19 protein-coding genes are annotated in these 20,155 nt (G+C 36.3%); 9 read left to right on the top strand and 10 right to left on the bottom strand.

The window, feature by feature from the left end; translation table 11 throughout:
- Positions 1–5: 5 nt before the first annotated feature.
- A complete protein-coding gene (locus tag J3U57_RS00235; protein WP_267333419.1) occupies positions 6–317 on the bottom strand; it encodes a LapA family protein in 312 nt (103 codons plus the stop codon).
- Positions 318–400: 83 nt separating this feature from the next.
- Positions 401–871 carry a phosphatase PAP2 family protein gene (locus tag J3U57_RS00230; protein WP_267343499.1) on the bottom strand — a complete coding sequence of 157 codons (471 nt, stop codon included), beginning with the start codon at positions 869–871 and terminating at the stop codon, positions 401–403.
- Positions 872–1,216: 345 nt separating this feature from the next.
- On the opposite strand from J3U57_RS00230, the gene ribA reads away from it, so the two are divergent.
- A complete protein-coding gene (gene ribA / locus J3U57_RS00225; RefSeq protein WP_267333465.1) occupies positions 1,217–1,819 on the top strand; it encodes a GTP cyclohydrolase II in 603 nt (200 codons plus the stop codon).
- A 169-nt stretch (positions 1,820–1,988) separates the two neighbouring features.
- On the opposite strand, the gene J3U57_RS00220 is transcribed toward ribA, so the two are convergent.
- From J3U57_RS00220 to zipA, 4 genes are all read right to left on the bottom strand, one after another.
- The gene (locus J3U57_RS00220; RefSeq protein ID WP_065634899.1) at positions 1,989–2,177 is read right to left on the bottom strand and encodes a 2-hydroxymuconate tautomerase; all 189 of its coding nucleotides are present in this window, start codon (positions 2,175–2,177) and stop codon (positions 1,989–1,991) included.
- A 9-nt stretch (positions 2,178–2,186) separates the two neighbouring features.
- Positions 2,187–2,702 (bottom strand): S-ribosylhomocysteine lyase, encoded by a 516-nt coding sequence (gene luxS / locus J3U57_RS00215; protein ID WP_267343498.1) that lies wholly within the window; start codon positions 2,700–2,702, stop codon positions 2,187–2,189.
- Positions 2,703–2,774: 72 nt separating this feature from the next.
- Positions 2,775–4,853 (bottom strand): NAD-dependent DNA ligase LigA, encoded by a 2,079-nt coding sequence (ligA, locus tag J3U57_RS00210; RefSeq protein WP_267343497.1) that lies wholly within the window; start codon positions 4,851–4,853, stop codon positions 2,775–2,777.
- 188 nt (positions 4,854–5,041) lie between these two features.
- Positions 5,042–5,965, bottom strand: a complete 924-nt coding sequence (zipA, locus tag J3U57_RS00205; RefSeq protein WP_416379638.1) for a cell division protein ZipA — start codon at positions 5,963–5,965, stop codon at positions 5,042–5,044.
- Positions 5,966–6,383: 418 nt separating this feature from the next.
- Between zipA and J3U57_RS00200 the strand changes: the two genes are divergently transcribed.
- Together J3U57_RS00200 and J3U57_RS00195 are read left to right on the top strand one after the other, a co-directional pair.
- Positions 6,384–7,580 (top strand): efflux RND transporter periplasmic adaptor subunit, encoded by a 1,197-nt coding sequence (locus J3U57_RS00200; RefSeq protein ID WP_267343495.1) that lies wholly within the window; start codon positions 6,384–6,386, stop codon positions 7,578–7,580.
- A 19-nt stretch (positions 7,581–7,599) separates the two neighbouring features.
- Complete coding sequence (locus tag J3U57_RS00195; protein ID WP_267333425.1) at positions 7,600–10,818, top strand: efflux RND transporter permease subunit; 3,219 nt, start codon at positions 7,600–7,602, stop codon at positions 10,816–10,818.
- 477 nt (positions 10,819–11,295) lie between these two features.
- Here the strand turns inward: J3U57_RS00195 and ruvC are convergent, their stop codons facing one another.
- Both ruvC and J3U57_RS00185 read right to left on the bottom strand, forming a co-directional pair.
- The gene (gene ruvC / locus J3U57_RS00190) at positions 11,296–11,784 is read right to left on the bottom strand and encodes a crossover junction endodeoxyribonuclease RuvC (RefSeq protein ID WP_267343494.1); all 489 of its coding nucleotides are present in this window, start codon (positions 11,782–11,784) and stop codon (positions 11,296–11,298) included.
- Complete coding sequence (locus J3U57_RS00185) at positions 11,784–12,527, bottom strand: YebC/PmpR family DNA-binding transcriptional regulator (protein ID WP_267333427.1); 744 nt, start codon at positions 12,525–12,527, stop codon at positions 11,784–11,786. Before J3U57_RS00185 ends, ruvC begins: the two co-directional genes overlap by 1 nt.
- A 341-nt stretch (positions 12,528–12,868) precedes the next feature.
- Between J3U57_RS00185 and rbsD the strand changes: the two genes are divergently transcribed.
- Genes rbsD through rbsR form a run of 6 tightly spaced genes read left to right on the top strand, consistent with a single transcriptional unit; the run spans position 12,869 to position 18,689 of the window.
- On the top strand, positions 12,869–13,288 hold the full coding sequence (gene rbsD, locus J3U57_RS00180) for a D-ribose pyranase (protein ID WP_267333428.1): 420 nt from the start codon (positions 12,869–12,871) through the stop codon (positions 13,286–13,288).
- Positions 13,289–13,320: 32 nt separating this feature from the next.
- Positions 13,321–14,835, top strand: coding sequence for a ribose ABC transporter ATP-binding protein RbsA (gene rbsA / locus J3U57_RS00175; RefSeq protein WP_267343493.1), 1,515 nt, complete (start codon positions 13,321–13,323; stop codon positions 14,833–14,835).
- A complete protein-coding gene (gene rbsC, locus J3U57_RS00170; protein ID WP_267333430.1) occupies positions 14,822–15,772 on the top strand; it encodes a ribose ABC transporter permease in 951 nt (316 codons plus the stop codon). The genes rbsA and rbsC overlap by 14 nt, the downstream gene beginning before the upstream one ends.
- Before the next feature lie 36 nt (positions 15,773–15,808).
- The gene (gene rbsB, locus J3U57_RS00165) at positions 15,809–16,696 is read left to right on the top strand and encodes a ribose ABC transporter substrate-binding protein RbsB (RefSeq protein WP_267333431.1); all 888 of its coding nucleotides are present in this window, start codon (positions 15,809–15,811) and stop codon (positions 16,694–16,696) included.
- Between the two features lie 55 nt (positions 16,697–16,751).
- Positions 16,752–17,693, top strand: a complete 942-nt coding sequence (rbsK, locus tag J3U57_RS00160; protein ID WP_267333432.1) for a ribokinase — start codon at positions 16,752–16,754, stop codon at positions 17,691–17,693.
- A gap of 3 nt (positions 17,694–17,696) precedes the next feature.
- Positions 17,697–18,689 carry a ribose operon transcriptional repressor RbsR gene (gene rbsR, locus J3U57_RS00155; protein WP_416379630.1) on the top strand — a complete coding sequence of 331 codons (993 nt, stop codon included), beginning with the start codon at positions 17,697–17,699 and terminating at the stop codon, positions 18,687–18,689.
- 125 nt (positions 18,690–18,814) lie between these two features.
- Here the strand turns inward: rbsR and fis are convergent, their stop codons facing one another.
- Both fis and dusB read right to left on the bottom strand, forming a co-directional pair.
- A complete protein-coding gene (gene fis, locus J3U57_RS00150; RefSeq protein ID WP_034883623.1) occupies positions 18,815–19,111 on the bottom strand; it encodes a DNA-binding transcriptional regulator Fis in 297 nt (98 codons plus the stop codon).
- Positions 19,112–19,118: 7 nt separating this feature from the next.
- Entirely contained in the window at positions 19,119–20,126 is a 1,008-nt protein-coding gene (gene dusB / locus J3U57_RS00145) for a tRNA dihydrouridine synthase DusB (RefSeq protein WP_267333434.1), read from the bottom strand.
- Positions 20,127–20,155: the final 29 nt, after the last annotated feature.

Below are 20,155 nucleotides of genomic sequence, written 5' to 3'. Positions count from 1 at the left end.
ATATTTTATTCTTGATGAGGTTTAATTAAATTATCTTTTTGATGATCAGCTATACTATCATCATATTTTTTTTGTAATTTATTTAATTTACGTTTTGTTGAAGAATGTTGTAGTTTTAATTTAATAAAGAAAATTCCTGTTAATATCATTCCAATAATAAAGCCAGAGCCAAAAAATAGCGCCAATAAAACTGATAATCTTAATTCGGTTTTAGCAAATAAATAGTTAAATGTTACCACTTCATCATTGAATGCGCCTACCGAAATAGATAGGGCAAAAATAATAATTATCAATAGAATGGATATAATAAATTTCATAATAATAACCTTTTTATTATTTTAACGTTATTTAAAATGAGCGTTATTCTCAAATATTATTTCAACACGGTTTACGCTAATTATCAGTTATCTACTATATGATATTTTTGTGCATAAAAATAGCAAATTAATGAAATGATCCAAGCAACTAAAACACCACACAACAGATCAACTGGGCTGTGCATACCCAAACATAATCGACTAATTTCAATTAATAATGCCCAAATAATCAACATATAGACCACAATATAATGGCGTTTAAAGCCTAATAATGTTACTGCTAAAAAAGCCCATGTTACTGCAAATAAAGTATGTCCTGATGGAAATGAATAACCTGTTTCGTTTTGCCAATGTTCACGTAACCAAGTTGGAATCATGTTGGAATTAGTCAATAACTGATCAATGAGTTGTTTTTTTTCCGATTTAGCCAACGAATAAAATTTATCATCACTTAACTGATATTGTTTATTCATCCATAATACATAGGGTCGAGATTCTGCCGTTTGAGATTTGATAACAGCTTTAATCATTTGCCCCGTTAGTATTGCACCCACAAGAAGTATTCCTATTAATACTATTTTTTTTGTCGTTTTAATGTTTAATAATAAGCAAAACAGGATAAACAAAACGAATGATGTTATTATTGCCCAAGGAAAACTTGCCGTTTCTGTTATGACGAAAAAAAATTTGGATGTATTATTTAATGATTCTGGTTGCCAATGCCAATTTATAGCTATAATTACTAAAGGTATAACTAAGAAAATAGCCAGCGTGGCTATTGTTTTTTTTATTATTAACCCCATTTAAAACTCAATTAAGCACAAATTGCTATATATTTTAGCATGGAAGAGAGTTTTTTAAAAAATTCTATTTAAGTTTTATTCAATACGGAGATAATGATGCAATTAAAACTTGTTGCACAAGCAAAACTGCCAACCCCATGGGAATGTTTCACTATTGTGGGATTTGAAGAAATTGCAACTGGTAAGGATCATGTGGCGTTAGTTTTGGGTGATATTGCAAATAAAGAGCCGGTATTAACAAGAATTCATTCAGAGTGCCTAACTGGCGATGCGCTATTTAGTTTACGTTGTGATTGTGGTTTTCAGCTAGAGGCGGCTTTAAAACAGATAGCACAAGCAGGACGGGGAATTTTACTTTATCATCGTCAAGAAGGTCGCAATATTGGTTTGCTTAATAAAATTCGCGCTTACGCTCTGCAAGATCAAGGACTAGATACAGTAGAAGCGAATGAGCAGCTGGGGTTTGCTGCTGACGAACGTGACTTTACGCTCTGCGCAGACATGCTAACATTACTTGGTGTATCTGATATTAGACTATTAACCAATAATCCAGAAAAAATAAGAGTGCTTGAACAAGCAGGCATAAAAATTACTGAAAGGGTGCCGTTAGAAGTGGGTGAAAATCCTAATAATGAGCACTATCTGGCAACCAAAGTCAGTAAAATGGGGCATTTACTTCACCTTCATTGCAATCACTAAGTATTTTATATCATGTTCAATATTACAAACGTTGCCCAAGATTTAAAATAGATAAACCTTAAAAACAGAATGATTTTTAAGGTTTTAAATGAAATGTGCATGATATGCCATAAATTATGACAAACGCTTTTTATTTTTTGATTGAGTATAAATTGAGTCTTGAGTTTAATTAATCTTTATCACACCGCAAAACACCACCATTCGCAATTTGGTCTTTTGAAATTTCGTGCATAATAATTTGTACTGCTTCAGGCTTACAATTTAGCGTTTCGGCGATAGCATTGGTTACACGTTTTGCCATTTCTCTTTTTTGTTCTATAGTGCGACCTTCTAAAAAGTCAATAACAACATTTGGCATATTATTTCCTTATTGATTGATTGTTACGAGTTGTTCTTCAGTTAATGCAATATCATGATTATTGCAAATTCCAATTCCTGACTGAATAATTTTATGTGCAATTGCTTTTGCTTCATCTAGTGAGTGCATTTTGTAAGTCCCACACTGATATTCATTCAATTCGGGAATCTGTTTTTGTGATTCAACATTTAATACATCTTGCATAGATTGTAGCCATGCATCTACCACTCGTGATTCTTCTGGTTTACCTATCAGGCTCATGTAAAATCCGGTTCGACATCCCATTGGCGAGATATCAATAATTTCGACTTTATCACTATTAAGATGATCGCGCATAAATCCTGCAAATAGATGTTCTAATGTATGAATGCCTTTTTCTGGCAATAACTCTTTATTGGGAACAGTAAAACGAAGATCAAATACACTAATATCATCACCTTTAGGGGTTTTCATTGTTTTAGCAATACGGACAAAAGGTGCGTTCATTTTAGTATGATCGACTTTAAAACTATCTAATAATGGCATGACATTCTCCTTAGTTTTCGCTATTTCACTATTTTCAATAAATAGTGAAATAGATGCCAGTATATTTGTTATTTATTCATTAAGTAAATGGATAAACTCTTGCTCATCAATGATTGTTATACCCAGCTGTTGGGCTTTGTCTAATTTTGAACCGGCAGATTCACCAGCAACAACCATATCGGTATTTTTAGAGACGCTACCCGCCACTTTAGCGCCTAATTGTTTTAATCTATCTTTTGCTTCATCACGGGTTAAACTCGATAATGTACCTGTTAGCACCACAGTTTTACCTAAAAACGGTGAATTGATGTTACTAATTGGAGATTGTGGGGAAACCGCAGGCCAATGAATACCGATTTCATCGCTCGTTAATTGCGTTATTACATCACGATTATGCGGTTCTTGAAAGAAATCAATAATACTTTCGGCAATCACTGCACCAATATCATTGACGGTTTGTAATTGTTCGAGTGAAGCACTTTCAATCGCTTTTAAATCACCTAATTGATTAACTAAATTTTCAGCTGTTACTTCACCCACATTAGGAATACCCAATGCAAAAATAAAACGGTTTAATGTCGTATTTTTAGATGTGGCTAATGCATTTAATAAGTTATTAGCCAATTTTTCGCCTACTTTATCTAAAGAGCATAACATTGGCAGTGTTAATTTATAGAGATCAACAGGTGTTTTAACATAATCTTTATCGACAAGCTGTTCAATGAGTCGATCGCCCATACCATCAACGTTCATCGCTCGACGTGAAACAAAATGTTTAAGCGCTTCTTTTCGTTGAGCTGGACAAATTAATCCACCCGCACAGCGTGATATCGCTTGTCCTTCATCTCGAACAATTAACGAGCCACAAATTGGGCAATGGGTTGGAAAGGTAATTGCTTTACTATCAGCTGGTCTACGATCAAGTATTACCGAGACAATTTTGGGAATAACATCTCCGGCTCTACGTACTGTAACATAATCGCCTTCACGAATGTCTAATCTGATTATTTCATCGTTGTTGTGAAGGGTAGCATTACTGACAATAACGCCGGCAACCGAGACTGGTTCAAGCCTTGCAACTGGCGTTATCGCACCAGTTCTTCCAACTTGGAAGTCAACTTTTTTTAATTGCGTCACTTCTTCTTGCGCCGGAAACTTAAATGCTGTTGCCCAACGCGGTGCTCTAGCTACAAAGCCAAGCTCATTTTGTAATGAAATACTATTAACCTTAATCACAACGCCATCGATGTCAAACCCAAGTGACATTCTTTCTTGACCAACTTGATTAAAATAATTTAGCGCGGCTTGTGCACCTTGGCGAATTTCAACTTTATTACTAACCGGTAATCCCCATGCTTTAAACTGCATCAAACGTTGATAATGGGTATCGGGTAAACTCGCGCCTTCAACAATACCAACTCCATAACAAAAAAAGGTTAAAGGTCTTTTAGCGGTAATTTTAGGATCTAATTGTCGCAGTGATCCAGCTGCGGCATTACGAGGATTTGCAAATAGTTTTTCATTATGTTTTTGCGAATCTGCATTGAGTTTTTCAAATCCTTTATGTGTCATAAACACTTCACCTCGAACTTCTAAACGTTCAGGGATATTGTCACCAATTAACACTAAAGGAATCGTTTTAATTGTTTTAACATTAGCTGTGATATCTTCGCCTGTAGTACCATCACCGCGTGTTGCCGCTTGTACAAATTTACCCTTTTCATAGAGTAAACTTACTGCTAATCCATCAAGTTTTAATTCACAGCAATATTCAACAGACTGATTTTCTGGTAAATTCAATCGATCTTTAATTCGTTTATTGAAGGCAAGAAAACTCGATTCATCAAATACATTATCTAATGATAACATTGGTATTTGATGCTTAATTGTTGAGAATTGTGCTAACGGACTACCGCCTACTCGCTGGGTAGGCGAGTCAGGCGTAATCAGTGAAGGATATTGCTGTTCCAATGACTGAAGTTGTTTGAATAATTTATCATACTCCACATCAGGGATTTCAGGAGTATCAAGAACATAGTAGCAGTATTCGTGATGTCTAATTAAAGCACGTAATGATACTATTTGTTGTTTGATGTCTTCATTCGGTATAGTTTGGTGTGCAGTATTTTCGGGTTTATTTGATAATGGCATAGTGTTCGACTCTTAAATTAATACATGAGCGTTAAAAGATTATCACATTCCTAGTACTCTGATTTTGTCAGACAAGATAATTATTATTTCCAAACAGCCAATTTTATAAGCTGTTCGAAGTTTTAATTACCACCATCAAATTACATTGACGGTGGTAGTGAAGAATGATTACTGAAAAGACGTTGGGGTTAAATTTCGTTACACGCTTTTTTGATGCGTTCTTTGTAACTATCAATTTTTTGTGGTGTCAGCATATGATGTTCATCATCTAACACAACACCATTAACATCATCAGCAATACGTTGGGCAGTTTGTAACATCAGTTTAAAGTTTTGTTGATTGTTACCTTGAGTCGGTGCAACCATAAAAATTGAAACGCCCGGCGTTGTAAATTCGTGCATGGTTTCAGGATCGAGATAGCCTGGATTAACCATATTTGCCAAACTAAAAAGTATTGGGCCATTACCGGCAGGGTCAACATGCCGATGGAAAATTCGCATATCACCAAATTGAAACCCTGATTGCATAATACTGCCTAATAATACATCGCCTTGTAATAACTTACCGTTGATGCCTTTAATGTTTAAGATAATAATTTCGGTTTTATCTTCATCATTTTTATTGATGTTAAGTTTTTCTGGTTTTGTTTTTTGGGTAGCCGGTTGAATTTTATCGCCACGTTTAGCATCAGCTTTTTCTATCGATACATTAGCTTCAGTTTTTAAGGGTTCATCGTCAAATAGATCATGGTTCATGCTTATGTTTGGCTCTTTTGGAGCTGGATCTTGTGTTGTTGGTTCTTGATGATGATTGTTAACAAATAGATCCTCTTGCTTAGGCATGGTTTCTTGAACGAGTTCATCCGGTGTGTTTTTATCTACACTTTCACTATTTTTTTTGTTTTTAGGTGTGATTAATATCACATCATCTTCTTCTATATCATCGATATAGCTATTTTCATACTGTTGAGCATTTTGCTGGTTTTTCTTCCTTTTATCAGAATTAAATAAAGAAGAGCGTTCCTTTTTATTGATCCAAAATCCATGAATCAATAATGCAATAATGACCAAGGACGCAACAACAATTAGAACAATACGTAAATTATCCATAATAACCATCTCAGAATTAAATTAAATATAGACTCAAATTATTCAAAACTATTTTTGAATAAAAATGATTACGGAGTATAACACCTGTAAATTTTTTAGTTATTCTTAGTAAATACAAATTAATATCACTTGAAAAGCTAGGTTTACCGTTTTACTTATTAGTATAACATTTTATCTAAACTATTTTATAGCACAAAAAATCAATTAACACATAGTACTTTATTTCTTTAAAAAAGCATAATAACCAATATCATTTTTTTACTATCATCACTTAGTTTGGCATTTTTTAGAACTCTGTGCTATTAAGCTGTAAAGATACTTACAATTTATGCATATTTTTTGTAAAATCCCCGGTTACTTTTGAATTACATTCAATGTTATTAAAAAAAATAATTATTAAGTTTACTGAGGTCATTTTGATATGAGATTTAACAAACTATTATTAACCGTACCAGTAGCATTAAGCAGTCTACTTTTATTAACTAGTTGTGATAATAGCAAATCACAGGGCGGTAATAATCAAATACCAAAAGTAACCGTTTTTAAAGTTGAACCTTTGGACTTCACCTTAAAAATCAGTTTACCTGGTCGCGTGGTTGCGTCTCAAATTGCTGAAATTAGACCTCAGGTTGGCGGTATTGTGCTAAAACGCGAATTTGAAGAAAGTTCGAATGTCAAAGCAGGCCAATCACTTTATCAAATCGATCCAGCAATTTATCAGGCTAATTATGATAGTGCCGTTGCTAGTGTTGCCAGTGCCAAAGCGAATGCCAATATTGCGCAACTGACTTTAAAACGTTATGCAGGATTATTGACAACCAAATCGATCAGCCAACAAGATTATGATAAGGCTGCCGCTGATGCAAAACAGGCGGAAGCAAGTGTATTAGTTGCTCAAGCAGCAGAACATACAGCCAAAGTTAATTTAGATTATACGAAAGTGTATTCGCCTATTGATGGTTACATTGGTAAATCAAGTGTAACCGAAGGCGCGTTAGTGTCAGCTGGACAAGCAAACCCGCTAGCATTAGTTCAACAGCTTGATCCGATTTATGTTGATATGACCGAAGCTGCAACCCGATATAATAAATATCTTCAAGAAGAAAACGTTATTTATGAACCAGCAAAAGGGGATAATGTAGAATTATACTTTAATGATGGGTCTAAATATGCGTTACCTGGCAATATCAAGTTTTCTGATATGACTGTTAATGAAACGACTGGAACGGTTACATTGCGATCTCAATTTGCCAATACTGAAGGCAAAATTTTACCTGGTATGTTTGTTAAACCGCAATTGACTCTTGGCTATATTAAAAATGCTGTACTTGTTCCACAACAAGGTATTACCAGTAATGTTAAAGGTGAATATACCGCTAAAATTCTAAAACCCGATAATTCAATTGAGTATCGTCAAGGTATCCAAATTTACACGGGTGTAAGTGGTTATTGGGTGGTAACTAAAGGCATTAATGTTGGAGAACAAGTTATTACAACAGGCTTACTTAACTTAACCGCTGTTGAAATGGGACAACCAATGAAAGGACAAATCGTGGGTGAGCCAGCTACTTTATCACAAGATCAGTTAGACAATATCATCAAAAACAGTATGAAATAAAACAGGGGTAGATTTAATTATGGCTAAGTTTTTTATTGATAGACCTGTTTTTGCATGGGTTATTGCTATCATGATGATGTTAGGCGGTGCTTTATGTATAAAGTTGCTAGCTGTCGAACAATATCCGGATATTGCCCCGCCTGCTGTTACCGTAACGGCAACTTATCCAGGTGCTGATGCGCAAACAATTGAAAATACAGTAACGCAGTTGATTGAACAAAATTTAACAGGTTTAGATAATTTGATTTATATGAAATCAACCAGTAGTGCACAAGGTGTGGTTCAAACTACATTAACCTTTGCACCTGGAACAAATCCTGATTTTGCGCAAGTACAAGTATTAAACAAAGTAGAAAGTATTAAATCACGCTTACCTGATAGTGTGCAAAAAAATGGGGTGTCGGTTGCTAAAAATAACACTAACTTTTTAAAGGTTATTGGTTTTTATTCGACAAACCCACAGAAAACACAAGCAGATATTGCTGACTTTGTTTATTCTACCGTACAAGATCCTATTCGTCGTGTTCAAGGGGTAGGAGATACACAGCTATTTGGTTCTGAATATGCTATGCGTATTTGGCTAGATCCAAATAAATTAAATTATTTTAATTTATCAATTGAAGAAGTTACTGCCGCAATTCAAGCACAAAATGCTCAGGTTACCGCAGGTCAATTAGGTGCTTTACCTTCGACTGAAGGCCAAGAACTTAACGCTACAATTACAGCACAATCTCGTTTAAAAACGCCTGAGCAATTTCAGAATATCTTGGTTCGCGTAAATACCGATGGTTCAAATGTCTTATTAAAAGATATTGCCAATGTTGAAATCGGTGCGGCCGATTATAATTTTATTTCTCGTTACAATGGTAATGCATCAGCAGGTCTGGGGATCTATTTAGCAACGGGTGCTAACCAATTAAATACTTCAGAACAAGTTGATAAAAAAATTCAGGAATTATCTAAAATTTTTCCCGAAGATATTAAATTTGCTTATCCTTACGATACAACACCATTTGTTAAATTGTCGATTAGTAATGTGGTTCATACATTAATTGAAGCAATTATCTTAGTTGTTATCGTAATGTATGTGTTTTTGCAAAACCTTCGTTCAACTCTAATTCCGACAATCACCGTACCGGTTGTATTATTGGGTACCTTTGCGGTGTTATATATATGTGGCTTTACTATCAATACTTTATCAATGTTCGCGATGGTATTGGCAATCGGTCTATTGGTCGACGATGCTATTGTGGTTATTGAAAATGTTGAGCGTATTATGCATGACGAAGGGTTGTCGCCTTATCAAGCAACAGTCAAGTCGATGGAACAAATAACCTCAGCATTAGTGGGGATTGCCGTAGTACTTTCGGCAGTATTTGTGCCAATGGCATTCTATGGTGGTGCTGCGGGTGGTATTTATCGTCAGTTCTCCATCACTATTGTTACGGCGATGTCACTCTCGGTTTTAATGGCGATCGTATTAACACCTGCTCTTTGTGCTCAAATTTTAAAAGCACCAGCCAAAGACGGTGTTGTAGTCAAACAAACAATCGCGGCAAAATTAGCCACTATTCCTCCATTTACTTGGTTAAGTGAATTCACTCAACGCTTTTTTGGTTGGTTTAACAACTTTTATAATAAAAGTTTACATCTATACGAAAAAGGCGTAATTAAATTTATTCGTTACCCTTTAATCAGCTTTGTTTGTTACATTCTGATTGTTATTGGCCTTATTTTTGGTTTCCAGCGCTTACCAACAGGGTTCTTGCCTAACGAAGACCAAGGTGTGCTTATTGTTATGGTAGAATTGCCACCCGGTGCGACATTAGAGCAAACCATGGCAGTATTAGATAAAACGACTAAATTTTATACGACAAAAAAAGCAGACTCTGTTAAAGAGGTATTTACCGTTGCCGGCTTTAGTATGATCGGTCGTGGTCAAAATATGGGGCTTGGTTTTATTCGATTAAAAGATTGGGACGAACGTAAACGTTCCGATCAAAAAGTCGATGCACTTGTTGCAAGTGGTTATGGATTTGCATCTACCGTTACTGATGGTCGAGTTATTATTACAAATTTACCAGCGGTACCTTCACTCGGTATGGCAAATGGTTTCTCTTATATGCTTAAAGATTCAGCTGGTCTAGGACATGAAGCATTAATGGCAACATTCTTCAAAGTGTTAGGTGCTGCTAGCCACAACCCTAGTTTGCAACAAGTTCGACCTGGTAGTATGTTAGATGTACCACAATACAAAATTAATGTTGATTTTGAAACAGCTCAAGCTTTAGGGGTATCAGTCAGTAGTGTAAATACCGTATTATCAACGGCTCTAGGTTCGGCTTATATTGATGACTTTGTCTACAATAACCGAGTTAAAAAAGTGTATTTGCAATCTGATGCACCATATCGAATGCTACCTGATGACTTTAGTTATTGGCATGTGAAAAATCAAAAAGGTGAAATGGTACCTTACGATGCTTTTGCCACCACTTCAAAAAGTTATGGTTCGCCATCGCTTGTTCGATACGATGGAGTTGCAGCAATGGGGATCAGTGGTTCTGCGGCGCCAGGTTTAAGTTCTGGTCAAGCAATGGCTATTATGGAGCAAATATCTAACGAGATATTACCTAATGGTTATACTTTTGACTGGACAGATATTTCTTATCAAGAACGCCAAACTGGTTCACAAACAACTACACTTTATATTATCTCAATAATTGTTGTGTTCTTATCATTGGCTGCACTATATGAAAGCTGGACAGTGCCAATATCCATCCTATTTGTTATACCGCTTGGTATATTAGGTACAGTTTATGCAACTATGTTTAGGGGGCTTGATAACGATATTTACTTTATCGTTGGTTTATTAACCACAATGGGCTTATCGGCTAAGAATGCTATTTTGATCGTAGAATTTGCCAAAGATGCACTTGAAAAAGAAGGTAAATCATTAATTGATGCAACACTTGAAGCATGTCGATTACGTTTACGTCCGATTTTAATGACATCATTTGCGTTCATTTTAGGTGTTTTACCACTAGCGCTCAATAGTGGTGCCGGTTCTGCAAGCCAAAATGCAGTAGGTACAGGGGTAATTGGTGGTATGTTAACCGCAACATTTTTAGCCATATTTTATGTGCCGTTATTCTTCTTGTTTGTGACAAAATTGTTTACAAAACATAAGAATAAACCTGTTTTATTAACTGAACACAATATGAGCAATGATAACAAATAGCTGTAATTAAATTGCCTATACCTAACTGTTGCTAGGTATAGGTTGAATAAAAAGATTTAAAAAGTTATTTGGTTTTTTACAACTATCTATTTTAAGTGAACAAAAATGCGCTACTTTAGTTAGCGCATTTTTTATATTTACCATATTGCATTTATTTGGCTTAATAAAAAGTTTGCTAACACATTAAATTTGCTAATTTCGCAATAGCATTTTTAGTAGATATACAAAAAATATAACCATAGGTCGAATCAACAATTTCAACAGTTATTAGATTATTTTTATAACCATTTTTTATATTCGCATGGTATGTATATTTTATTTGATAACGAAGCTTGCTTAAAAACTAATGAGTTAAGTTAATAATAATTAGAAGTAGAATTTTTAGAGAGGAAAAAGGGCAATCTTAATTTAGATGATTAAAACATTGATCATGTTTTTGGGGAATAAGTATTTGTTAAGCAGGATTGTGTAATCATTTTATTTACAGGTTTTTATCAGCTGTTGCCCAATGTGAGCATGCGTGATTGCAATAGCTAACGCATCGGCAGCATCAGCTTGCGGGCTGGCAGGTAACTTTAATAATAACTTCACCATATGTTGAACTTGTTTTTTGTCGGCTGCACCAGTCCCAACGACACTTTGTTTAACTAAACGCGCAGCGTATTCAAAAACGGGTAAATCATTATTAACAGCCGCAACAATAGCGGCACCTCTTGCTTGGCCTAATTTTAAAGCAGAATCGGCGTTACGAGCCATAAAAACCTGTTCTATTGCAAACATATCAGGTTGAAATTGCAGTATGATTTCACTCACGCCAGCATAAATACGTTTTAGACGAGTAGGTAAATCTTCAACTGCTGTTCGAATACAACCGCTACCAAGATAGGTTAATTGGCGTCCCGTTTGTTGGATTACGCCGTAACCCGTCAAACGAGAACCAGGATCGATGCCAAGAATGATGGCCATTAGAGTGTTGCTGCAACCTCGTCAGAAACTTCACCATTATGATAAACTTCTTGCACATCGTCGCAATCTTCAAGCATATCGATAAGGCGTAATAATTTAGGTGCAGATTCAATATCAAGATCAACTTTTGTCGCTGGAATCATTGAAACTTCAGCGGATTCGGCAACTAAGCCAGCCGCATCAAGTGCATCTTTAACTTCACCAAATGATTCAGGTGTTGTAAATACATCAATTGCACCATCATCATAAGTCACCACATCATCAGCACCCGCTTCAAGTGCGGCATCCATGACTTGATCTTCATCAGTTCCAGTCGGGTATGAAATTACGCCTTTTTTGGTAAATAAGTAAGAAACTGAACCATCAGTACCTAGGTTGCCGCCAGTTTTAGTAAAAGCGTGGCGAACTTCTGATACAGTACGGTTACGATTATCACTTAAGCATTCTACCATTACCGCAGTACCAGCAGGCCCATAACCTTCATAGATGATAGTTTCCATATTAGTATCATCTTCACCACCAACACCACGGGCAATTGCTCTGTTCATGGTATCACGTGTCATATTATTCGATAATGCTTTGTCCATAGCAGCACGTAGACGTGGGTTAGACGCTGGATCGCCACCACCAAGTTTTGCTGCTGTTACGAGTTCACGAATAATTTTGGTAAAGATTTTTCCGCGTTTCGCATCTTGCGCTGCTTTACGGTGTTTGGTATTGGCCCATTTACTATGACCTGCCATAAAATTCTCCAGATTAATAATTTAAAAATCGCACTATTCTAGCAAACTTTTATCAAAAATTCATTACCTATATATTGATAAGTTTTGTCCTGTGTTGGATTTATTATTGTAAGAGTGAAAAAGCTATTCGATGCAGTGCAAAACCCATTATTGTTAAAGTGGCCATATTCCCCCCTTTTTTATAACTATTTAAAAAACTATATTAAAAGCTGAATCATTTCACATTGATCAAGATCACAACTTTGCATTTTAGCTATTGCCAGCAGCATTTATTAAGTAGATGATGCATTATCGAAACGTTTCGATAGTCGTCATAATTAAACTAATACAGGGATTTAACTATGCGTAAAGGTCAATTATTTAATTCTGAAATTGTTAAAATTTTAGCTAGAATGGGGCATACCGATCAAATTGCAATAGGTGATGCAGGCTTGCCAATTGCTAATGAAACCCCACGCATTGATTTAGCATTGACTTATGGTGTGCCAACGTTTATGCAAGTTTTTCAAACCGTTTCACATGATATGCAAATCGAAAGGGTGATATTAGCGGAAGAAATCCTTGCTCATAATCCCCACATCCATCAACAAATCATCGAACAAATAAAAGAAATAGAGCAGGTTCAACATAACTGTATCGACATTTTATATGTCAGTCATGCGCAGTTAAAACAACAAACTCATCATTGTAAAGCTGTTATTCGAACAGGTGAATGTACACCTTTTGCCAATATCATTTTACAGTCAGGCGTGATTTTTTAACTTCGTTTGTAAAACAAACAAAAGAGTAATTTATGAATGAAAATCTTTTACAGCTTATCAACATCCATAAATCCTTCCCAGGCGTAAAAGCACTTGCTGGCGTTAATTTAAATGTGCGTGCAGGTCAAGTCATGGCATTGATTGGAGAAAATGGTGCGGGTAAATCTACTTTAATGAAAGTGTTGACGGGTATATACCAAAAAGATGAAGGCGAAATTATTTATTTAGGTAGCAAAGTAAACTTTCATGGACCAAAATCCTCACAAGAAGCGGGCATAGGAATTGTTCACCAAGAATTGAATTTAATACCACAACTGAGTATCGCCGAAAATATATTTTTAGGTCGTGAATTCACTAATAAATTGGGTTGCATAGATTGGCATAAAACGTATAGCGAAGCTGACAAGTTATTAGCCGAACTTCATCTTGATTATGATAGTCGACGGTTAATTAGTGATCTATCCATTGGTGAACAGCAAATGGTAGAGATTGCTAAAGTGCTAAGTTTTAATTCTAAAGTCATTATTATGGATGAACCAACCGATGCTTTAACCGATACCGAAACAACTTCTCTTTTTACCGTAATCAAAAAACTTAAGCAACAAAATTGTGGTGTTGTTTATATCTCACATCGTTTACAAGAAATTTTTGAAATTTGTGATGAAGTAACTGTTTTACGTGATGGTCAATTTGTTGGTGAAAAAAAAATAGATGAATTAAATGAAGATACACTCATTGAGATGATGGTCGGTCGTAAGCTTGAAGAGCAATATCCCAGAATCAATGTCGCTAAAGGTAATGTTACTTTAGAAGTAAAAAACTTGATTGGTCCAGGCGTTAATGATGTCAGCTTTGCTCTTCACGAAGGTGAAATACTGGGAATTTCAGGTTTAATGGGGGCGGGACGAACAGAATTAATGAAAATGATTTATGGTGCTAATCCGGCCGAATCAGGAAAAATACTATTACAAGGAAAATCGGTAAAAATTGCTTCCCCGCGTGATGGTTTGAATCAGGGAATTGTCTATATTTCGGAAGATCGCAAAAAAGATGGCCTGATTTTAGGCATGTCAGTTAAAGATAATATGTCACTGAACGCACTCAATTATTTTACCAATAAGTTCAGAAAGCTACAGTTAGCCGAAGAACAACAAGCCGTTGAGGATTTTGTCGGCTTGTTTAATATAAAAACCCCTTCTATCAATCAGATCATTGGTTTTTTATCGGGCGGTAATCAACAGAAAGTTGCTATAGCCAAAGGATTAATGACTAAACCGATGATATTAATTTTAGATGAACCCACTCGTGGCGTTGATGTTGGCGCTAAAAAAGAGATTTATCAACTTATTAATCAGTTTAAGCAACAGGGGTTAAGTGTCATTTTAGTCTCATCTGATATGCCAGAAGTACTCGGCATGAGTGATCGTATTTTAGTTATCTATGAAGGAAAAGTGACTGGGGATTTTGCAATTAACCAGGCAACACAAGAAAAACTTATGGCAGCAGCCGTTGGCAAAGCAGAGGAGAGCGCTGATGTTGCAAAATAAAAAACTTAAAAATTTATTAATTGAACAAAAATCCTTAATTACTTTATTGGTTTTAATCATTATTGTTTCTTGTTTAAGCGATAACTTTTTTACCTTAAACAACTTTTTTAACATCTTACAACAAACTTCAATCAATGCCATTATTGCAGTGGGCATGACCTTGGTCATTTTAACTTCGGGTATTGATCTGAGTGTGGGGTCAATCTTTGCATTATCTGGCGCCATTACTGCTTCGTTGATTGGGGCGGATATATCGCCATTTATTGCGATTTTTGCTTCCTTAGTTTTAGGGTGGATATTGGGAACCTTTTCAGGATTTATTATCGCCAAAGGTAAATTACAAGCATTTATTGCAACCTTAGTTATGATGCTTATTTTACGTGGTGTAACGCAAGTTTATACTAAAGGTAGCCCAATTTCGACAGGTACCAATGATAATTCGGAATTATTTGAATGGTTTGCATTTGGGCGTGTACTGGGGATTCCTGTACCAATTTTTATCATGGCAGTTGTTTTTATCGTAGCTTGGTACTTACTTAAATACACACGTCTGGGTCGTTACATTTATGCATTAGGTGGGAATGAAGCGGCAACCCGTCTATCAGGTATTAATGTTGATCGCGTTAAAATCCTTGTTTATGCAATTAGTGGTTTACTTTGTGCATTAGCTAGCACTATTGAGGTTGCTCGATTGTCTTCAGCACAACCTACAGCAGGGACAGGTTATGAAATGGATGCAATCGCAGCAGTGGTACTTGGCGGTACTAGTATGTCAGGTGGACGAGGAAAAATTTTAGGTACTTTGGTGGGGGCTTTAATTTTAGGGTTTTTAAATAATGGATTAAATATGCTAGGCGTTGATGCCTACTACCAAATGATCGTAAAAGGAGTGGTTATTTTATTAGCCGTATTAGTTGATAAAAAAACCAATAAATAAGGGTATTAAATCGAGATTTTATTTTGGGAGAAAGTTATGAAATTTAGAAAAATGATGGCAGCTGTGATTGCTTCTGCACTAAGTGTTTGTATTGCTTTTCAAGCCTCAGCGAAAGAGCGCATCGCTTTAGTTGTTTCAACGTTGAATAATCCTTTTTTTGTTACCTTAAAAGATGGTGCCGTAAATAAAGCGAAAGAATTGGGTTACGACTTAGTAGTCTTAGATTCACAAAATAACCCTGCTAAAGAGCTAGCTAACGTTGAAGACACCATTGTTAAAGGCGCTAAAATCATTTTGATTAACCCTACTGATTCTGAAGCGGTTGGTAACGCCGTACTGGCGGCTAATAAAGCCGGTATTGCGGTTATTACACTTGATCGTGCTTCAGTCAAAGGCGATGTAGTGAGTCATGTTGCCTCTGACAATGTTGCTGGTGGCAAAATGGCCGGTGACTTTATTTTTGAAAAATTGGGGGCTAATGCCAAAGTGATACAATTGCAAGGTATTGTTGGGACATCTGCTTCTCGTGAACGAGGTGAGGGTTTTGTCAAATCTGTGCAAGCAAATCAATTGGCTATTTTAACAGCACAACCGGCAGACTTTGATCGCGCTAAAGGGATGAACGTAATGCAAAATCTTTTAACTGCTTATCCGGCTGTGCAAGCCGTATTTGCAGAAAATGACGAAATGGCATTAGGTGCTGTGCGCGCCATACAAACTGCAGGTCGTAATGATATTATCGTAGTTGGTTTTGATGGTACTGATGATGGTGTTAAATCAGTACAACGCGGAAAAATGGCCGCAACTGTCGCTCAGCAACCCGACAAAATCGGCTCAATAGGTATTGAAATTGCTGATAAAGTAATAAAAGGTGAAAAGGTTGATGCAAAAATTCCTGTAGAATTAAAACTGATAACTCAATAAAATTATCAAGGACGCATGAGTGCGTCCAATTTCTAGTTGATTAGGAACAAAATATATGAATAGTAAAAAATTAATTGTACTTGGTAGTGTCAATATCGATCATATCTTAAATGTCAATGAGTTTCCCAAACCAGGTGAAACATTAACAGGTACACATTATAAGATCGCGTATGGCGGCAAAGGAGCCAATCAAGCCGTAGCCGCTGGACGCCTCGGTGCGAATGTGCAATTTATTGCGGCTGTTGGTAACGATGATTTAGGCAAAAACTTTAAAAAGCAGCTACAAAGCGATCATATTGATACCCGTTCTGTTGCCGTAATCGACCAAGAAAATACTGGTGTTGCGCTTATTTTGGTCAATCAAGAAGGTGAAAACCAAATTGCAATATATGCTGGAGCGAATGCTGCTGTCACACCAGAGTATTTAGATCAATTTGCTGACGATATCACAAAAGCTGATGCAATTTTAATGCAACTTGAAACGCCATTAGCAACCGTTGAGCAAGCTGCCAAGTTGGCTAAACAAAATAATACACAAGTCATTTTAAATCCTGCGCCCGCACAAAAATTATCTGATGAATTACTCGCCCATGTTGATATCATTACGCCAAATGAAACAGAAGCAGAGTTTTTAACTGGTATAAAAATTATTACCGAGCAAGATGCACAGCAAGCAGCACAATTATTACATGATAAAGGGATCCATACTGTGATTATCACTTTGGGAAGTAAAGGCGCTTGGGTGAGTCATGCACAAAACGGCGTAATAGTACCAGGGTTTCGTGTTAACGCTGTTGATACAATTGGTGCTGGTGATACCTTTAATGGAATGTTGGTTACCGCGTTGCTAGAGGGCAAAGATCTAAAACAAGCGGTTTATTATGCACATGCAGCTGGGGCACTATCTGTGACTAAAGCCGGTGCACAAACATCCGTACCAACACGAAAAGACGTCGATAATTTTATTCAATCACAACATTTATCAATGAGAAATTAACACTTGGCTACCATGAAAGATATCGCAAATTATGCGAAAGTATCTACTTCAACCGTTTCTCATGTTATTAATAACGATCGCTATGTAAGTCCAGCTATTCGCAGTAAGGTTGAGTCTGCAATAAAACAGCTAAACTACACGCCATCAGCAATTGCACGTAGTTTAAAAAGTAATAAAACCTTTACTATTGGCATGTTAGTCACCACAAGTAATAACCCTTTTTACGCTGAGGTAGTGCAAGGTGTCGAGCGTAGCTGTTATGAACTCGGTTATAATTTAATTTTATGTAATACTGAGGGCGATCAGCAACGAATGCTCAACAATATTGAACATTTGTTACAAAAACGTGTTGATGGTCTATTAGCTATGTGCACGGAAACGTACTCTTTTCCGGAACAAATTTTTGACCGTTATCCTAAGTTACCTATGGTCATGATGGACTGGACACCTTTTAAAGGCGTGTGTGATACGATTCAAGATAATTCATTTTATGGCGCAACATTAGCGACCCAGTATCTGATTGAACAGAATTATCAACGTATTGCTTGTATTACTGGACCATTGAACAATACTCAGGCGCAATCGCGCCTTCAAGGGTATCGTCAAACGATGCAGGACGCGCAATTAACCATTTTGCCAGATTACGAAGCGCAGGGCGATTTTCGATTCGCTTCCGGCATTGTGGCAATGCAGCATTTATTACAGTTGCCAATTCCGCCACAAGCGGTTTTTTGCTCTAATGATGCTATGGCTATTGGTGCTTATCAGGCTCTATATCGTAATGGTTTAAAGGTGGGAGAAGATATTGCTATTATGGGTTATGATGATATAGAAATTGCACAATATATTGCCCCACCGTTGACAACAATCCATCAACCCAAAGAAGAGTTAGGACAATTAGCAGTTGAAACTTTATTAAATCGATTACATCATCCTAATGATAAACTGCATACTTTAACGTTAACACCAACGTTAGTTAAGCGTTTATCTGCCTAATTTTTATTTAAGCGAGTTGTTCTAAAAACGTTAAGTTCAATTGAATCATGATTGATACATGATAGTAAAAAAGCGCCTAATTCGGCGCTTTTGGATTGTAAAACAAGATATCAATAAAGAGTTGATTAACTCATTCCATATTGTTTTAATTTTTTGCGTAAAGTACCACGATTAATACCAAGCATATTGGCAGCTCTGGTTTGATTGCCACGGGTGTATTGCATAACCATATCAAGGAATGGGTGTTCAACTTCAGCTAACACTAATTCATATAAATCAGTAGGATCTTCACCATTTAGTTGTGATAAATAGTTTTTTAAAGCCTGCTTTACTGAATCTCGCAATGGTTTTTGTGTTATTTGGTCTTGTGAGTTTACAGTTGTAAATTTAAGTGCTGCAGCTGTAACGCGTTGTTCTGACATAGTATTTTTAACTCTTTTGGTTGTTTCTAATTTGACTAAAAAATGCTTTTAGTGTTTTAACTTGCTCACTTGTATTGCTAAGTACACTAAATAAGCGCCTAAATTGATCGCTATCAGCATAATAGTTGGTATACCAATTTACATGCTTTCTGGCAATCCGTAATCCTTTGTATTCTCCATAAAATTGATAAAGGTCATCAAGGTGTGTTAACACGATTTGCTCCACTTCATCAATTGTTTTTCTTTTTTTTAACTGTCCATGTGTTAAATAGAATGCAATTTCTTCAAATATCCAAGGTTGCCCTTGTGCCGCTCGGCCGATCATTATAGCATCAGCTTGCGTATATTGAAAAACATCTTTTGCTTGTTCCGGTGTACAAATATCGCCATTAGCAATGACAGGAATTGTCACATTTTGTTTTACTGCTCTAATCGACTCATATTCAGCTTCACCTTTGAATAAGCAAGCACGTGTTCTTCCGTGTATGGTTATTGCCTTAATACCACAATCCTGTGCAATTTGTGCGATTTCAATGCAATTTCTATGATTTTTATCCCATCCAGTCCGCGTTTTCAAAGTTACCGGTACATCAACAGCACCAACAACTTTTTGCAAAATCTTTCTAATTAGCTCCGGATGCTGCATTAAAGCCGATCCCGCTAATTTTTTATTCACTTTTTTTGCTGGACACCCCATATTAATATCGATTAACTCAGCGCCATGTTTGACATTAAATTCGGCTGCTTTTGCCATTTCGTCGGGATCTGACCCCACGATTTGAACAGCTCGCACACCAATATCATCTGTTGACACCATACGTAATGCCGATTTATCTGTATGCCAAACATCTGAATTTGCTAAGAACATTTCTGATACTGTCATTCCAGCGCCATATTGATAGCATAGATGACGAAATGGTTTATCGCTAATTCCAGCCATTGGTGCAGCAATTAAATTGTTTTTTAATTTGACCTCACCAATGCTAAGCAAATTGAGGCCGGCTATATTACGCATTTTTTCTCGAAGTTAAAAGGGGTAATGTC

Origin of the sequence: Gilliamella sp. B3464, from assembly GCF_026536145.1 — a bacterium.
GTDB lineage: Bacteria > Pseudomonadota > Gammaproteobacteria > Enterobacterales > Orbaceae > Gilliamella.
This window is presented reverse-complemented; position numbering and strand designations above follow the sequence as displayed.

What these genes read in the sequence shown, in the direction of transcription:
- J3U57_RS00235 (WP_267333419.1), bottom strand. Translation starts at nt 317, where the DNA reads ATGAAATTTATTATATCCATTCTATTGATAATTATTATTTTTGCCCTA.
- ribA (WP_267333465.1), top strand. Translation starts at nt 1,217, where the DNA reads ATGCAATTAAAACTTGTTGCACAAGCAAAACTGCCAACCCCATGGGAA.
- J3U57_RS00220 (WP_065634899.1), bottom strand. Translation starts at nt 2,177, where the DNA reads ATGCCAAATGTTGTTATTGACTTTTTAGAAGGTCGCACTATAGAACAA.
- luxS (WP_267343498.1), bottom strand. Translation starts at nt 2,702, where the DNA reads ATGCCATTATTAGATAGTTTTAAAGTCGATCATACTAAAATGAACGCA.
- ligA (WP_267343497.1), bottom strand. Translation starts at nt 4,853, where the DNA reads ATGCCATTATCAAATAAACCCGAAAATACTGCACACCAAACTATACCG.
- J3U57_RS00200 (WP_267343495.1), top strand. Translation starts at nt 6,384, where the DNA reads ATGAGATTTAACAAACTATTATTAACCGTACCAGTAGCATTAAGCAGT.
- J3U57_RS00195 (WP_267333425.1), top strand. Translation starts at nt 7,600, where the DNA reads ATGGCTAAGTTTTTTATTGATAGACCTGTTTTTGCATGGGTTATTGCT.
- ruvC (WP_267343494.1), bottom strand. Translation starts at nt 11,784, where the DNA reads ATGGCCATCATTCTTGGCATCGATCCTGGTTCTCGTTTGACGGGTTAC.
- J3U57_RS00185 (WP_267333427.1), bottom strand. Translation starts at nt 12,527, where the DNA reads ATGGCAGGTCATAGTAAATGGGCCAATACCAAACACCGTAAAGCAGCG.
- rbsD (WP_267333428.1), top strand. Translation starts at nt 12,869, where the DNA reads ATGCGTAAAGGTCAATTATTTAATTCTGAAATTGTTAAAATTTTAGCT.
- rbsA (WP_267343493.1), top strand. Translation starts at nt 13,321, where the DNA reads ATGAATGAAAATCTTTTACAGCTTATCAACATCCATAAATCCTTCCCA.
- rbsC (WP_267333430.1), top strand. Translation starts at nt 14,822, where the DNA reads ATGTTGCAAAATAAAAAACTTAAAAATTTATTAATTGAACAAAAATCC.
- rbsB (WP_267333431.1), top strand. Translation starts at nt 15,809, where the DNA reads ATGAAATTTAGAAAAATGATGGCAGCTGTGATTGCTTCTGCACTAAGT.
- rbsK (WP_267333432.1), top strand. Translation starts at nt 16,752, where the DNA reads ATGAATAGTAAAAAATTAATTGTACTTGGTAGTGTCAATATCGATCAT.
- fis (WP_034883623.1), bottom strand. Translation starts at nt 19,111, where the DNA reads ATGTCAGAACAACGCGTTACAGCTGCAGCACTTAAATTTACAACTGTA.
- dusB (WP_267333434.1), bottom strand. Translation starts at nt 20,126, where the DNA reads ATGCGTAATATAGCCGGCCTCAATTTGCTTAGCATTGGTGAGGTCAAA.